15 protein-coding genes and 1 other RNA gene are annotated in these 13,703 nt (G+C 67.1%); 13 read left to right on the forward strand and 3 right to left on the reverse strand.

All coding sequences use genetic code 11. The annotated features are described in order from the left end of the window. Positions 1-26: 26 nt before the first annotated feature. Entirely contained in the window at positions 27-1,247 is a 1,221-nt protein-coding gene (pilC, locus tag IEY69_RS08930; RefSeq protein WP_189072769.1) for a type IV pilus assembly protein PilC, read from the reverse strand. 81 nt (positions 1,248-1,328) lie between these two features. On the opposite strand from pilC, the gene IEY69_RS08935 reads away from it, so the two are divergent. From IEY69_RS08935 to gatA, 4 genes are all read left to right on the forward strand, one after another. Continuing rightward, positions 1,329-1,964 (forward strand): L-threonylcarbamoyladenylate synthase, encoded by a 636-nt coding sequence (locus IEY69_RS08935; protein ID WP_229783781.1) that lies wholly within the window; start codon positions 1,329-1,331, stop codon positions 1,962-1,964. Then, positions 1,961-2,494 (forward strand): SMC-Scp complex subunit ScpB, encoded by a 534-nt coding sequence (gene scpB, locus IEY69_RS08940; protein ID WP_189072770.1) that lies wholly within the window; start codon positions 1,961-1,963, stop codon positions 2,492-2,494. The genes IEY69_RS08935 and scpB overlap by 4 nt, the downstream gene beginning before the upstream one ends. A gap of 113 nt (positions 2,495-2,607) precedes the next feature. After that, complete coding sequence (locus IEY69_RS08945; protein ID WP_189072771.1) at positions 2,608-3,369, forward strand: DUF4388 domain-containing protein; 762 nt, start codon at positions 2,608-2,610, stop codon at positions 3,367-3,369. A gap of 46 nt (positions 3,370-3,415) precedes the next feature. Continuing rightward, positions 3,416-4,864 carry an Asp-tRNA(Asn)/Glu-tRNA(Gln) amidotransferase subunit GatA gene (gene gatA / locus IEY69_RS08950; protein WP_189072772.1) on the forward strand — a complete coding sequence of 483 codons (1,449 nt, stop codon included), beginning with the start codon at positions 3,416-3,418 and terminating at the stop codon, positions 4,862-4,864. A gap of 57 nt (positions 4,865-4,921) precedes the next feature. Here the strand turns inward: gatA and truB are convergent, their stop codons facing one another. Then, on the reverse strand, positions 4,922-5,848 hold the full coding sequence (truB, locus tag IEY69_RS08955; RefSeq protein ID WP_189072773.1) for a tRNA pseudouridine(55) synthase TruB: 927 nt from the start codon (positions 5,846-5,848) through the stop codon (positions 4,922-4,924). Positions 5,849-5,946: 98 nt separating this feature from the next. Between truB and IEY69_RS08960 the strand changes: the two genes are divergently transcribed. The 3 genes from IEY69_RS08960 to rnpB all read left to right on the forward strand — a co-directional run bounded on the left by IEY69_RS08960 (position 5,947) and on the right by rnpB (position 7,588). Continuing rightward, a complete protein-coding gene (locus IEY69_RS08960; RefSeq protein ID WP_189072774.1) occupies positions 5,947-6,318 on the forward strand; it encodes a hypothetical protein in 372 nt (123 codons plus the stop codon). Further along, positions 6,315-7,079 (forward strand): pseudouridine synthase, encoded by a 765-nt coding sequence (locus tag IEY69_RS08965; protein ID WP_189072775.1) that lies wholly within the window; start codon positions 6,315-6,317, stop codon positions 7,077-7,079. The genes IEY69_RS08960 and IEY69_RS08965 overlap by 4 nt, the downstream gene beginning before the upstream one ends. A gap of 74 nt (positions 7,080-7,153) precedes the next feature. Next, positions 7,154-7,588: RNase P RNA component class A (rnpB, locus tag IEY69_RS08970), an RNA gene on the forward strand. Positions 7,589-7,693: 105 nt separating this feature from the next. On the opposite strand, the gene IEY69_RS08975 is transcribed toward rnpB, so the two are convergent. Beyond that, a complete protein-coding gene (locus IEY69_RS08975; RefSeq protein WP_189072776.1) occupies positions 7,694-8,050 on the reverse strand; it encodes a DUF423 domain-containing protein in 357 nt (118 codons plus the stop codon). Between the two features lie 244 nt (positions 8,051-8,294). Between IEY69_RS08975 and mraZ the strand changes: the two genes are divergently transcribed. The 6 genes from mraZ to IEY69_RS09005 all read left to right on the forward strand — a co-directional run bounded on the left by mraZ (position 8,295) and on the right by IEY69_RS09005 (position 13,668). Next, entirely contained in the window at positions 8,295-8,723 is a 429-nt protein-coding gene (mraZ, locus tag IEY69_RS08980; RefSeq protein ID WP_174368260.1) for a division/cell wall cluster transcriptional repressor MraZ, read from the forward strand. Positions 8,724-8,728: 5 nt separating this feature from the next. Then, positions 8,729-9,676 (forward strand): 16S rRNA (cytosine(1402)-N(4))-methyltransferase RsmH, encoded by a 948-nt coding sequence (gene rsmH, locus IEY69_RS08985; RefSeq protein ID WP_189072777.1) that lies wholly within the window; start codon positions 8,729-8,731, stop codon positions 9,674-9,676. Then, entirely contained in the window at positions 9,673-10,044 is a 372-nt protein-coding gene (locus IEY69_RS08990; RefSeq protein ID WP_189072778.1) for a hypothetical protein, read from the forward strand. The genes rsmH and IEY69_RS08990 overlap by 4 nt, the downstream gene beginning before the upstream one ends. Beyond that, positions 10,035-11,372: a peptidoglycan D,D-transpeptidase FtsI family protein gene (locus tag IEY69_RS08995; protein ID WP_189072779.1), complete on the forward strand. Its 1,338-nt coding sequence runs from the start codon at positions 10,035-10,037 to the stop codon at positions 11,370-11,372. Before IEY69_RS08990 ends, IEY69_RS08995 begins: the two co-directional genes overlap by 10 nt. Before the next feature lie 454 nt (positions 11,373-11,826). Further along, the gene (locus IEY69_RS09000) at positions 11,827-12,399 is read left to right on the forward strand and encodes a 3D domain-containing protein (protein WP_189072780.1); all 573 of its coding nucleotides are present in this window, start codon (positions 11,827-11,829) and stop codon (positions 12,397-12,399) included. 93 nt (positions 12,400-12,492) lie between these two features. Further along, a complete protein-coding gene (locus IEY69_RS09005) occupies positions 12,493-13,668 on the forward strand; it encodes an FtsX-like permease family protein (protein WP_189072781.1) in 1,176 nt (391 codons plus the stop codon). Positions 13,669-13,703: the final 35 nt, after the last annotated feature.

A 13,703-nucleotide genomic window follows, 5' to 3' on the forward strand; every position in this document is an offset into this window, starting at 1 on the left:
AGGGGCTGGTTTGATGATCTGCTTTTTTATTGGCTCAGCTGACCGATGATGCTGAACATGGGGAGAAACATCCCGGCAACGATGGTCCCCACAATGCCACCCAGGAATACGATCATGAGTGGTTCAATAGCAGCTGTCATTCCGTCAACAGCTTCGTCTACTTCACGATCATAAAAATCGGCGATTTTATCGAGCATGTCATCCAGCGAGCCTGTTTCTTCGCCGATATTGATCATGCTTACCACCATTGGCGGGAATACTTTGCTAGATGCGAGGCTGCTGCTCATCTGTTCGCCAACCATAACGACGTTTTTGGCATTTTCAATGCTGTCTTCTACTATAGCGTTGTTCGCCGTTCCTTTAGTTATCTCCAGGCTTTCAATTATGTTGACTCCACTGCTGATAAGGAGTCCAAAGGTGCGAGCAAATGATGAAATTGCACTTTTTTGGATAAGATTGCCGAGGATGGGAGTTTTAAGTTTTATTTCGTCGATAACGATCCTGCCTTTGGGGGTTTTATAATACGATCTATACGCAAAAGTAAATACTGCCCCAACCCCCACAAGAATAAGTATCCTGTTCTGCAAAAAATCAGATACCGCCATTAACATCTTCGTGATAAAAGGCAAAGGGGCATTGAGTTGCGATAAAATACCGGCGAATTGCGGAACGATTGTTGTAAGTAGGAAATATGTAATTAACATTGCAAAAACTAGGACTACGGTTGGGTAAGTAAGCGCGCTCTTGATCTTTCCTCTAAGTGCAAGCTCTTTCTCTTGAAATGCTGCGATTCGCTCGAGTACTGAATCTAGCGTCCCACTTGTTTCGCCAGCCCTGACGAGATTCAAATAGAGCCTGTTAAATATTTTGGGATGTTTTGCGATAGCTTCGCTGAGTGGAGTTCCTCCTTCGATTTCTGTCCTCATCTCTTTGACGACATTTTGAAAGCCCTTGTGCTCAATCTGCTTCTGCAAGATAGCCAGTGATTGTACAAGTGGTACACCTGCGTTGATCAGCGTAGCCAACTGTTTGCTGAAAATGGCCACCTGTTTAAGTCCGGGGGGACGGTTGTCCAGGAATGGAATTTTTATGTCGGCGTTCAGGCCGCTTTTGGGCGGCTTGATCTCGACGATCATGAGGCCTTTGGATCGCAGGGCGTCGCGGACCTTGTTCGCCGTCTCGGCTTCCATCTGGGACTTCAGCACCTTGCCGGAGCGGTCTCGCACGCGGTATTCGAAGACGGGCATGCTGAGCAGTATATGCTTCTGATCTTGCGGAGGTCTTATGCGTTTGGGGGTGAACCCTGGTGTGTCTCGTTCAGGTGGTGAATGATGGGCGGTTTGCCGGATGATGGGACGAAAGGGCTCTTGAGTCCTGAGTGGGAGAGAGGGTTCGTGCAGGCTGAGACTGTTCTCCGTCAGGGGGGGCTCGTCGCCTATCCCAGTGAGACGGTGTGGGGGCTGGCTGCTCTGCCCGGCACGGAGGGTGTGGCGCGGCTCTATGCGGTCAAGGGGCGCCTCGCGGAGAAACCGGTGCAGGGTTCGTTTGCAAGTGTCGAGACGGCTGAGCGTTACGTCCAGTTACCGGTTGCCCTGCGCCGCCTGGTTTCCTTCCTGCCGGGTCCGTTGACGGTGGTGACCGACGCGTCTCCTCTGTGTCCGGTTGAACTGGCCCCGGGGGGGCGGGTGGGGATCCGGGTTCCGGACCATCCGGTGGCGCTGGAATTGCTGGGGCGGGTGGGTGGCGTTCTGGCGACGACGAGTTGTAACCGGAGCGGTGAGCCGCCGGCGCTGAGTTACGACGAGGCGGTGGCGTGTGGATTGGCGGATCTGGTCTTGCCGGATGGGGGCGTGCCGGCCCGGGGCGTGCCGAGCACGGTGCTGGACCTCTCGTCGTGTCAGATTCTCCGGGAGGGGGCAGTTCCGGCAGCCACGCTGCTCGCGGCGCTGGAGGTTCAGTCGTGAGTCGTCCGTCGTTCTCGGCGCTGCTGGGGGCGGCGCTGCTGGCGGCGGGCCGTCCGGTCACGGTCCGCGAGTTGGCTCAGGTGCTGGATCTGTCTGAGGACGCGACGGTCCGGGAGGCGGCGGCGTTCACGCGCCGGGTGGCGGAGGCTGACCTGGGGTTTCAGGTGGAGGCGGTGGCGGGTGGTTACCGTCTGGTGGTTCCGTCGGTCACGTCGCCGCACCTGTCGTCGCTGCTGGCGCCCCCGGCGTTGCCTGCGTTGAGTGGCGCGGCGCTGGAGGTCCTGGCGGTCGTGGCGTACCGTCAGCCGGTCACGCGGGCGGAGATCGAGGCGATGCGGGGCGGGAGTGCAAGCACGGTGCTGACGTTGCAGGAGAGGGAACTGATCAAGGTGGTGGGCCGCTCTGACGCCGTGGGGCAGCCGCTGCTGTACGGCACGACGGAGAAGTTTCTGCTGGAATTCGGGTTGACGTCACTCACGGATCTGCCTCCGTTGGAGTCCGGGCAGTTCGCGCATCTCCTGCGCAGTTGAGGTCGTTTCCGGGTGGCCGTTCAGTCATGCCCTCTTGCCGGTCTGTCCGAGATGAGCGAACATGGAGCCTGGCGATTGGTCCGGAGCGTGAGCGGGTCGGTCCTCCTCCTTCCATGACGACATCCGCGACGAACCTCGAAACGTTCGATTTCCTCGAGCTGCTCTACCTGCTGTCCGAGCAGGGTCGGAGCGGCGTCCTGACGGTCCTCCGGACGGACGGGCGGTTTCAGGCGTGGTTGCAGGACGGCCGCGTCCGGCACCTTCAGCTGGGTGAGGACGAGGGAGTGCCCGCCCTGATCCGGTTGATGCAGGAGCCGATCGGGAGGTTCCACTTCGATGAGGGCGTGCGGCATCCCAATCCGCGACTGGACGCGCCTCTGGACGAGGTGACGCTGGAGGCGCTGGACCTGCTTCCCGTGACGGACCTTCCCTTCGATGGTCCGGGCCGGATCACGTCGCCTGAACGTGTGCAGCGTCTGCGGTGGAGTCTGCAGGAGCAGCAGGTGCTGCGGCAGATCGATACGCAGAAACCGATCGGTGATCTGGCCCGGGACCCGGAAGCCCGGCGGCTGCTGTTGAAGCTGATCCGGGTGGGTCTGCTGGTGCCTCGGCGGTCGCGTACAGCGCGGCTGGTGGTCACGGTGACGCGGCAGGTGCGGGACGTGGTGCTGGTGGATGAGGTGATTTTCCGCCGCTGGAAGGAGGACATCGTCCGCCACCCACAGTTCGTGGCGGTCCGGAACGAGGCGGGGCAGGTGTTCTCCCTGCCGGTCCGCGTGAGTGCGAATCTCACCACGCAGTTGATGATTCCCCCGGAACTGCTGATGCGCACGTCCCTGCGCGCCGGTGAGTCGGTTCTGGTCAAGCCCGTCTGATCCTCCTTCGCGGCGGTGGGGGAGACGCCCGGTACACTGGCGCGGTATGGCTTTCACCTCCGCCGCAACTCAGGCGCGCCGCGTTCAGGCGCGTGACCTCTCCCCGCAGGACCTGACCGATCAGGCCCTGACCCGTATCGAGGCGGCCCGCGAGCTGAATGCCGTCGTCAGCGTCAATCCCAACGCGCAGGCGCAGGCGCAGGCGGTGCAGGCCCGCCTGGACGCCGGGGAGACCCTGCCGCTGGCGGGCGTGCCGGTGATCGTGAAGGACAACATCAACGTGACGGGCACCGAGACGACCTGCGGGAGCCGCATCCTGCGCGGGTACGTCAGCCCCTACGACGCGACGGCCGCCGCGCGCCTGACCCGCGCGGGCGCCGTGATCGTCGCGAAGGCGAACATGGACGAGTTCGCGATGGGCAGCTCCACCGAGAGCAGCGCGCACGGCCCTGCCCTGAACCCCTGGGACACCGGCCGCGTGCCGGGCGGCAGCAGCGGTGGCAGCGCCGTGGCGGTCGCGGCGAACCTCGTGGACGTCAGCCTGGGCAGCGACACGGGCGGCAGCGTCCGGCAGCCCGCCGCGTTCACCGGCGTGTACGGCCTGAAACCCACCTACGGCCGCGTGAGCCGCTCGGGGCTGGTCGCGTACGCCAGCAGCCTCGACCAGATCGGGCCGTTCGCCCGCAGCGCGGAGGATCTGGCGCTGATCATGAACGTCATCGCCGGGCACGACCCGCTTGACGCCACCAGCCTGGACGCGCCCCCCACCTTCGCGGCAGGCACTCCGGACGACCTGCGCGGCCTGCGTGTGGGCGTGATCACCGAGAGCCTCGCGGGGAACACGGCGGGCGTGGACGCCACCCTGAACGCCACGCTTTCTGCCCTGCGCGGCGCGGGCGCGACCGTCAGCGAGGTCAGCCTGCCCGAACTGCGGTACGCCATCGCCGCGTACTACCTGATCGCCATGCCCGAGGCGAGCAGCAACCTCGCCCGCTTCGACGGCATGGTGTACGGCCAGCGCGCCCAGGGCAGCGACCTGACGGAAGCCATGACCCTCACGCGCGAGCAGGGCTTCGGACCCGAGGTGCAGCGCCGCATCCTGATCGGCACCTACGCCCTGAGTAGCGGCTACTACGACGCGTACTACAGCAAGGCCATGAAGGTCCGCCGCCTTATTGCCGACCGCTTCACCCAGGCCTTCGTGCAGTTCGACGTGCTCGTCACGCCCACCAGTCCCTTCCCCGCCTTCCGGCGCGGCGAGAAGACCAGCGATCCCCTGGCCATGTACGCCGCCGACGTGGACACCGTCGCCATCAATCTCGCGGGCCTGCCCGCCCTGAGCGTCCCAGCCGGATTCGACAATGCACAGGGCGTGCGCCTTCCCGTCGGCATCCAGTTCATCGCGCCGCCCCTCCAGGACGAACGCCTCGTCCGCCTCGCGGGCGGCCTGGAAGGCATCGGGATCGCGCAGCCGCAGGTGGCCCCCGGGTACTGATCTCGTCAGTCGAACGTGGGGAGTGGGAAGAGCTGACCCCACTCCCTCCTGCCTCCCTTACGCCCAGGCGCGCACGACTTTCAGCTGCTCCCCGTTGCCGTCCACGACGGCCACGAGGTCGCCGCCCAGGGTGACGACGTGGCGGCCCTGGGCGGTGTGGGCCGGGCGTTTCCCCTGGCGGAGTTCGCGGGCGAGGCGTTCGTCGGCCTCGATGACCGGGAAGTCCAGTGCGGCCAGGTCGGGAATGCCGGTCGCGCCGGGCAGGTCGTCCACGGTCACGGCGCCCCGCAGGTCGTAGCGGCCCACGCGGGTGCGGACCAGGCCGCCCAGGTGCGCGGGCACGCCGAGTGCGGCCCCCACGTCGCGGGCGAGGGAGCGCAGGTACGTGCCGCTGCCCACGCTGGCGCGGACGAACAGGGTGGGGTACTCGCCCAGCGCCGGGGGCAGCGTGAAGGTGTGCCCCGTATCCGCCGGGGTCCAGTCCTGCGGGTCGAAGGTGCGCGGCGCGGCGTCCACGCTGGGGTACACGCCCAGCAGGTCCAGCGAGTGAATCACCACGTTCCGCGCGGGCAGGTCCAGTGCGCCCCCGGCGCGGGCGACCGCGTACGCCCGCTGGCCGCCCACCTGAATCGCGCTGTACTGCGGCGGCACCTGTGCCTGCGGCCCGGTGAAGGTGTTCAGGAGCTCCTGCACGCGCGCGGCGTCCAGCGTGGGCACCTCCGCGACCTCCTCGACCGGTCCCTCGGCGTCCAGGGTGGGCGTACCGGCCCCCAGGCTGATCCACGCGAGGTAATCCTTGCTGTCGGCCTCCATGAACTGCACGACCTTCGTGCTGTCGTCCACGCACAGTACCAGCACCCCGGTCGCCAGCGGGTCCAGCGTCCCGGTGTGCCCGACGCGTTTGGTGCCGCGCGCCCGCCTCGCGCGGTTCACGACATCGTGCGAGGTGAGGTTCAGGGGCTTGTCCACGGCAATCACGGGCATACGGGGGAGGGTAGCAGGTGCGGGGCCGCCGCAGGGTTCCGCGGCGGCCGGGACCGCGCGGGACGTTTCCTTTCATCCGGGCGGGTAGACTGGGTCCTGTGTTGCGTGTCGCGTTCTGGCTGACCGCCCTGCTGTTCATCCCGCTGGGCCTGTACCTCTACTTCCTGCCGCCGGACGTCGCGTCCCTGATCGGGGTGTCACCCCTGTGGCTGGCGCGCGGAGCGGGCGCACTGGTGCTCGCGTGGGGCGCGTTCCAGGCCGCGGCAGGATTCGCGCCGGACCGCGTGAAGGTCGGCGGACTCGTCGGCGGGCATCTGCTGCTCGTCGCGGCGCTCGTTCCGGCGGCGCTGCGCGGTGGGGACGCCCTCCCGGCCGCCATCCGCTCGAGCCTGCTGGTCGTGGCGGGCGTGCTGGCCGCGCTGGCCGTCCTGGGCATCCTGGGCACGCCGTCCCGCCGGGGGCGCCTGTGAGCCCCGAACGCCTCCAGAAACGCCTCGCCCGCGCGGGAGTCGCGTCGCGCCGCGCCGCCGAGGAGATGATCGCGGCCGGGCGGATCACTGTGAACGGCGAGGTCGCCGTGCTGGGCCGCACCGTCACCGACGCGGACGACATCCGCCTGGATGGGCAGCTGATCGAGACCGAGAGCGTCCCGAAGGTCACGTACATGCTGTACAAACCGCGGGGGTACGTCACGACCGCCCGCGACGAGTACGGCCGCCGCAACGTCCTGGACGCCATGCCGCGCATTCCGGGCCTGCACCCGGTCGGTCGCCTGGACCGCGACTCGGAAGGGCTGCTGCTTCTGACGACCGACGGCGACCTGACGCTGACCATGACCCACCCGCGCTTCGGGCACGAGAAGGCCTACCGCGCCTGGACGGACGGCCCCGAGGAACCCACCCAGGCGGACCTGGACGCCCTGACGGACGGCACCCTGAAGCTGGAGGACGGCCCGGCCCGGGCGCTGCAGGCGACCCCGGCGCGCGGCGGGGCGTTCGTGACGCTCGGCGAGGGCCGCAACCGGCAGGTGCGCCGCATGCTCGAGGACATCGGCCACCCGGTCACGCGCCTGCTGCGCTACCGCGTGGGCGGCCTGTGGCTGGGCAACATGGAGGTCGGCGAGTACCAGCAGCTCGACGAGCGCGACCTGCAGGACCTGCTGCACCCGGAGAAGGTCCCAGCGGCCATCTGGGACCGTCAGTGGGAACGCATCCAGAAACGCTGGGGGTGAGGGGATAGTGGACTGTGGAAACTGCTGTTCCGCCACCCCACAGTCCACAACCCGGCCTGCTATGCTCTGTCCTTGCGGGGGAATGTTCGGCCGCGCCTGGGCGTGAGTTCAGGTGAGGAAAGTCCGGGCACCGCAGGGCAGGATGCCAGCTAACGGCTGGTCGGCGAGTCAAGCGCCCACTGCGCGCGCCTGCGCGTGGGTGGCGGCGAAGCCGAAGGACAGTGCCACAGAAACCAGACCGCCACCTGCTGACGTGCAGAACGTGAAGCCCCGGCGCGGGCGGGCAGGTGGTCAGGGTGAAACGGTGCGGTAAGAGCGCACCAGGCCCCCGGGAGACCGGGAGCGCTGGTAAACCCCATCCGGTGCAAGACCCGACAGTGCGCGAGGGCGGCCCGCCCGATGACCGCCAGGATGGTCGCTTGAGGCGCGTGGCGACACGCGTCCCAGAGAGATGGCCGAACAGTCACGCGAGTGGCGGACAGAACCCGGCTTACAGTTCCCCCGCACCACACGAAGCAGGCTGCCCCGGTTACCCGGAGGCGGCCTGCTTCAGGTTGTGGGCGGTGGGTTGCAGGTGGTGGGAACAGCCTTTCCGACAGCACACAACCGACAACCTACACCCCTCTTTTCACGTCCAGCGCCTCCAGGACGAACCCGGCGATCATCAGCGCGCCGCCGATGGGTGTGACCGCGCCGAGTGCCTTCACGCCGGTCAGCGCCAGGATGTAGAGGCTGCCGCTGAAGATGACAGCTCCGGCAAGCAGGAACCCCGGCGCGCGGCGCTGCGCGTCCTGGGTGCCCAGCGCGAGAAGGGCCAGGGCGGCGTACATCTGGTAGCGGGCGCCGGTCTCGAAGTTGGCGAGCATCGCGGCGTCCAGGCGGGGTTTCAGGCCGTGCGCGGCGAAGGCGCCCAGCGCGACGGCCAGCGCGGCCAGGATCGCGCCGCTTCTCAGGGTGTGGGTGGGTGTCATGCGGGCAGGGTAGCGGGTGGGTGCCGGGGTGGGTGTCCTGCCGCCGGGGTGGAGTGCCGGTGGGGATCAGGGGCGGAACTGGTGGGAAAAGTGGGGGCGCGGTGGGAATCGGTGGTAAATCGTGGTGGTGGCTGTTACACTCGCTGCATCAACCGAAATGCGTTTAGCTCGTGTTCACGGTTGGCCGTGACCTTCCCTTCTGCCGCGGTCCGTGGTGGGAGGGAGTGGGGAAGAGAGGAGACGTTTGCCGTTTGGAGAGTACCCGTACACCATCGACGACAAGGGCCGCGTGGTCATGCCACCCGCGTTCCGTGACTTCGTGGAGGACGGCATGATCCTGACGCGCGGCATGGAGGGCTGCCTGTACGTGTTCCCGCTGTCCAGCTGGAAGCGCGTGGAGGACCAGCTTGAGGGCCTGCCGCTCACGGACGCCGAGTCGCGCGCGTTCGTGCGGTTCTTCTATTCCGGCGCGAACAAGGCGCGACTGGACAACCAGAGCCGCGTGTCGGTCCCGCAGACGCTGCGGGCCTTCGCGGGTCTGGACAGCGAGGTGATCGTGGCGGGAGCGCCCGGTCGCCTGGAGCTGTGGAATCCGGCCCGCTGGGAAGCGGCCATCACGGCTGTGCAGGACAACCCGCCCAAACCTGACCTTCTCACGAACTTCGTGGCGTGATTCCAATGACTGACCCTGACTTTCCCACTGACCCCCACGCGACCCCCACCGGGGAAGCGTTTCAATCCGACGATCTGACGCCCGAATCGGGCGACTCCCTCTCGCACGTGCCGGTCCTGGCGGACGAGGTGCTGGAGATGCTCCAGCCCGCGCCGGGCAAGGTGTTCGTGGACGGCACGCTGGGCGGCGCGGGACACACAGGCCTGCTGCTCGCGGCGGGCGCGACCGTGTACGGCATCGACCAGGATCCCTATGCCCTGGACCGCGCCCGCGCCGCCAACCCGCAGGGCCTGACCGTGCTGGAAGGCAACTACCGCGACATGGCTGCGCTGCTGGCCGGGGTGGGCGTGACGCAGGTGGACGGCATCCTGCTCGACATCGGCGTGAGTTCCTTCCAGCTGGACGACACCGCGCGCGGCTTCTCGTACCACACCGAGGCCCCGCTGGACATGCGCATGAGCCAGTCCGGCGAGAGCGCTGCCGACGTGGTCAACGAGTACGAGGCCGAGGAGCTGGCGTCGATCATCTACGAGTACGGCGAGGATCGCCTGTCGCGCCGCATCGCGCGGGCCATCGTCGCGGCGCGCGAGCAGGCGCCTATCGAGACGACCGTGCAACTCGCCGACATCGTCAAGCGGGCCTACCCTGGCTTCTCGAAAGGCATCCACCCCGCGCGGCGGACCTTCCAGGCGCTGCGCATCCACGTGAACGACGAACTCGGCGCGCTGCGTGACGGACTGTCCGCCGCCGAGATGCTGCTGGCCCCCGGTGGGCGGCTGGCGGTCATCAGCTTCCACTCGCTGGAGGACCGCATCGTGAAGCGTTTTCTGCTGGGCAGCGAGCGGCTTGAACCCCTGACGAAACGGCCCGTGATCGCCACCGATGAGGAGCAGGGCACCAATCCCCGGGCCCGCAGTGCCAAACTGCGCGGCGCACAGCGGACGGACGCATGAGACGCCTGCCGACCGTCGATCCGGACCTGACGCTGCCGACCTGGCGGGCGCGGGCCGTGCGGTACCTGTTGATCTACGTGGCGCTGGTGGTCTCGCTGGTCAGCGTGCGCGCCTCGACTGCCGGTGTGCGCCCGGCCCTGCGTGAAGCGCAGACGCGGGAACAGACGCTGATCACGCAGAGGGACAACCTCTCGCTGCAACTGCAGACCCTGGAGAGCCGTCCGCGCATCATCGCGTGGGCCAAAGCAAACGGAATGGAGCTCTCGGCCGTGGCCTCCAAGGGCGCGGCTGACATTGCCGGTGTACCCGAGGCCGCTCACGTGCCGGCCGCGCCGCGCACCGTGGAGGTGAGGACCCAGTGGAAGTGAAGATCCGGACCCGTTCCGCCCTGATGCGCTTCATCGCGCTGGCCATGTTCCTGACGCTGGTGTGGGCCTACGCCCAGCTGGAGTGGGGCGCCCCGCAGGGTGTCCGTCAGCGGGCCATCCAGGCGCGGGGGACCATCCTGGCCGCCGACGGGCAGGTGCTGGCCACCAGCGTGAACGGCAAACGCGTGTACCCCCAGGGTGCACTGGCCGGACAGGTGCTGGGCATGATGGGCGACACCGAGGGCCTGGAAGGTCTGGAGGCGGCGTACAACGGCTCGCTCACCGCAGGGCAGAACCTGAAGCTGACGCTGGACACCCAGGTGCAGGCCGCGGCGGAAGCGGCGCTGGCGAGGGCCGTGCCGGACCACCAGGCGGAGTACGCGTCGGCACTGGTCCTGGAAACGCGCACCGGGCGGGTCCTGGCCGCCGCCAGCTACCCGCCGTTCGATCCGAACACGTGGCGGTCGTTCAGCAGCGCCGCCCGCCGCAACCGGCCGTTCATTGACGTCTTCGAGCCCGGGTCGACCATCAAGGCGCTGGTGGTCGCGGCTGCGCTGAACGAGGGCCTGACCACACCGAACACCCTGTACAGCACCCCCATGAGCCGCTTCGTGGGGGGCCGCTGGGGCAGCCGGATCGGGGATGCGGTGGCGCACCCGGCCACCCTGACCACCCAGGGCATCCTGCGGTACAGCAGCAACGTCGGCATGACGCACATCGTCGAGCACTTCCAGCCTCAGAAGATGCGCGATTACCTCACGCAGTTCGGCTTCGGGCAGGACGTGCCGCTGCCGGTCATGCCCACGGCCACCGGGCAGCTGCAGCCGCTGACGCGCTGGAACGATCTGGTCCGGGCCACGAACGCCTTCGGGCAGGGCATGAGCGGCACCAACCTGCAGCTGCTCGCCGCGTTCAACGTGCTGGCCAACGACGGGCAGTACGTGGCGCCCCGGCTGGTCGAGGGCGCGGGTGGACTGGAGCGGCGCGAGGTCCTGCGCCCCGAGGTGGCCCGCACCACGCGGCAGCTGCTGCTGAACGTGATCAACGAGGGCATCTTCCCGCAGGCGGGAATCAAGGGCTTCGACCTGGCCGGGAAGACTGGGACGGCGCAGGTGGTCGTGGACGGGCGGTATTCCAGCACGGTCTACGACAGCGTGTTTGCCGGGTTCCTGCCGGCGGAAGCGCCGCGGGTGACGATCACGGTGATGGTGCATGGTGCGAAGCAGAGGCATCACGGCTCTCAGCTGGCCGCACCGATCTTCCGGGAGATCTCCGCGCAGGTGATCTCGGCCTGGGGAACAGCACCCGCTGCACAGACTGGACCATGAGTAGATAATGAGATTGGATGCGGAGTTGAGCGGCTGGTCAGATACTTCTTGACGTGAACTCACAGTCGCTGTGTTGCAGCGAGTAGTCGCCGCCACAATACGGAGGGATGCTGGGCCTATCTGAGGTCCAGCATCCCCTTTTCGTATGGCCGTCCTCACGCATACCATGAGAAACTAAATGAGAGGATTAGAACTTGTCTCATTTTTAAAGTGTAGGTATAGTCGGATAGTTTTCGCTTTTTTATGCTGAGTATAAAAATATAACGTATTTATAATGAGTTAACAAACGTGTATATCTTAGGAAACTGCCACACTGGACCTTTAGTCTCATCCCCAGGTTAGTGGAATTCTTCATTCCGGACCGGACCAGATCCCAGCAGCAGGGGATGCCAGCAGCACAACCTCACACCACCACAGCCAGGCACGCCGACCCGGGTGCCTGACAGGAGAGTTCATGTTTCAAACCCCCATCCGCCGACTGCAAGCCCTGATCGTGGCCCTGCTCGGCTTCGCTGGCGCCGCCAGCCCCGCACTGCCCGCCAGTACCGTCGCCACCGACGCCGTCCGCGACGCCCTCGCCCAGACCGCCCCGGCCCAGAGCACCGCCCAGCAGGCCGCCACGAACCAGGCCGCGCAGAACCGCGCCGCTGGCGTCGCCGCCACGCAGACCAGCGACACCGTCGCCTACACCCCCATCCGCGGCAAGAGCGTCATCGCACGCAGCACCGCCTACAACAGCACCCCCGGCCAGACCGACGCCACCCCGTTCATCACCGCCACCGGCACCCGCACCCGCCCCGGCGTGATCGCCCTGTCCCGCGACCTCCTGCGCATCTTCCCCTACGGCACCCGCGTCATGATCGAAGACCTGAGCGGCCGCTACAGCAGCATGCTCAAGAACCGCGTGTTCATCGTGGAAGACACCATGGCCGCCCGCAAGACCAACTCGGTCGACGTATGGATGCCCACCCGCAGCGAAGCCCTGAACTGGGGCGCCCGGCAGATCCGCATCACCGCCGTCCGCTGACACACGTCCCACCGATCCGCCCCCACCCGGGGGCGGTTTTGCGTTCCAGTCGCCAGACCGCCGCGCCGGGAGTGAGTGGTATCCTCCGCTGTCATGACCGTTGCCCCCGACCGGACGCTCGCCTGGACCCTGGCCCGCGCGCACCTGCGCCGCCGCCGCACCCAGAACGTCCTGACCATCCTGGGCATCGCGGTGGGCGTCATGGCGCTGATCGCCGCGCTGAGCCTCACGAACGGCTTCACCCGCGCCCTGATCAGCGCCACCCTGCGCGCCAGCCCGCACCTGAGCGTCACCAGTTACACGCCCAGCGGCCCCAGCCCGGACCTGGAACGGGCCATCCGCGCCGACGGTCGCGTGCAGGCCTTCACGCCGTTCCTAGCCGACAAGGGCCTCCTGACCCGCCCTGCCAGCAGTGGCCGCGCCGCCGGGGTGGACTTCACCACGCTGTTCGGCGTGAGTCGCGACGCCGCGCGGGTACTGGACCTGCCCCCCGAGGAACGCCTGACCCTGGGCACCCTGAAGGACGGCGAGGTCATGCTGGGCGCCGCCCTGGCCCGCAGCGTCGGCGCGTTCAGCGGCGAGGAGGTCCGCCTGCTGAACAGCAGCCAGCGCCGCACCACCCTGAAGGTCCGGGGTGTGTTCCAGACCGGCAACTACCTGATCGACTCCGCGTACGCCTTCACCAACCTGAAGACGCTGCAGCAGCTGCAGGACACCACGACCATCACCGGGTACCAGCTGCGCCTCTTCAACCCGGACCTCGCCCCCCGCGTCGGCGACGACCTGACCCGCACCCGGGCGTACGCGCCGCTCCCCTGGCAGAGCCTGTACGGCACCCTGCTCGATCAGCTGGCCCTGCAGAAGAAGGTCATCGCGTTCGTGGTGCTGCTGATCGTCGTGGTCGCCGCGTTCGGCATCGCGAACGTCCTGACGCTCGCCGTGTTCGAGAAGACCCAGGAGATCGCCATCCTGCGCGCCATCGGCGCCACCCGCACGCTGATCACCCGCGTGTTCCTGATCGAGGGCCTGATCCTGGGCTTCGGCGGCCTGCTGCTGGGCAACGTCCTGGGGCTGGGCATCAGCGCGTACTTCACCGTGCGGCCCTTCACGCTGCCCGGTGACCTGTACTTCATCACCACCTTGCCGGTCGAGGTGAAGGTCACCGACATCCTCGGCGTGAACGCCATCGGCCTGATCACCACCCTGCTGGCCGCGCTGATCCCCGCCCGGCGCGCCGCGAGCGTGGAACCCGGCCGCATCATCCGCTGAACCGCGTCCCCGACCACACCCCTGCCCCGCCCGCG

Origin of the sequence: Deinococcus sedimenti (assembly GCF_014648135.1) — a bacterium.
Classification (GTDB): Bacteria; Deinococcota; Deinococci; order Deinococcales; family Deinococcaceae; genus Deinococcus; species Deinococcus sedimenti.